The organism is Nocardiopsis lucentensis DSM 44048 (assembly GCF_000341125.1).
GTDB classification, from domain to species: Bacteria; Actinomycetota; Actinomycetes; order Streptosporangiales; family Streptosporangiaceae; genus Nocardiopsis; species Nocardiopsis lucentensis.
In genome coordinates this window covers 1-504 of record NZ_ANBC01000220.1, presented here as the reverse complement: position 1 = coordinate 504, position 504 = coordinate 1, and the positions used below count along the sequence as shown (strand labels likewise).

At 71.8% G+C, this 504-nt stretch carries 1 pseudogene; it reads right to left on the bottom strand.

Annotated features, from left to right (window positions below):
- Positions 1–487 (bottom strand): annotated as a pseudogene (locus D471_RS0107350) (glyoxalase); the annotation flags it as partial.
- Between the last annotated feature and the right edge of the window lie 17 nt (positions 488–504).

The following is a 504-nucleotide window of genomic DNA, read 5'->3' as shown; positions in this document are numbered from 1 at the left end:
GCCCCCCCGAGCCGCCGTACTCCGGCTCCTCCGGCTCGTCGCGCTGGATGAAGATGACCGAGTTGCCCGAGGGATCCATGAGGGTGAAGCGACTCGCGCCGGGCCGGTACCGGGTGACGCGGGGCAGGCCGCGGCCGAGGACCTTGCCGAACGCCTCGCGCATGCCCCGGGTGATGGCGGCGTGGTAGGCGGCGACGTCGTCGACCATGACCAGGCACCCGCCGGTGTGCTCCATCGACGGGTCCAGGCCCTTGGGCGGACGGCCGAAGTGCAGGTCGAAGCCGCTCCAGCGCAACGCGAGGTAGAGATAGGGCCTGCGCTGGTCGTGGGTGACCTCGAAGCCGATCGCGCGGAAGAACTCGATCGTCGCCTCCGGGTCGAAGCAGTGCAGCACCGGGATGACCGTCTCGTCGGGGCGCACGGCGATCGGCCGTTCGCCGGGATGGTCCCTGCGTTCGGCGCCGGGCGCGGCCGAGCCCTGACCCATCGCACCTGCTTCGGACG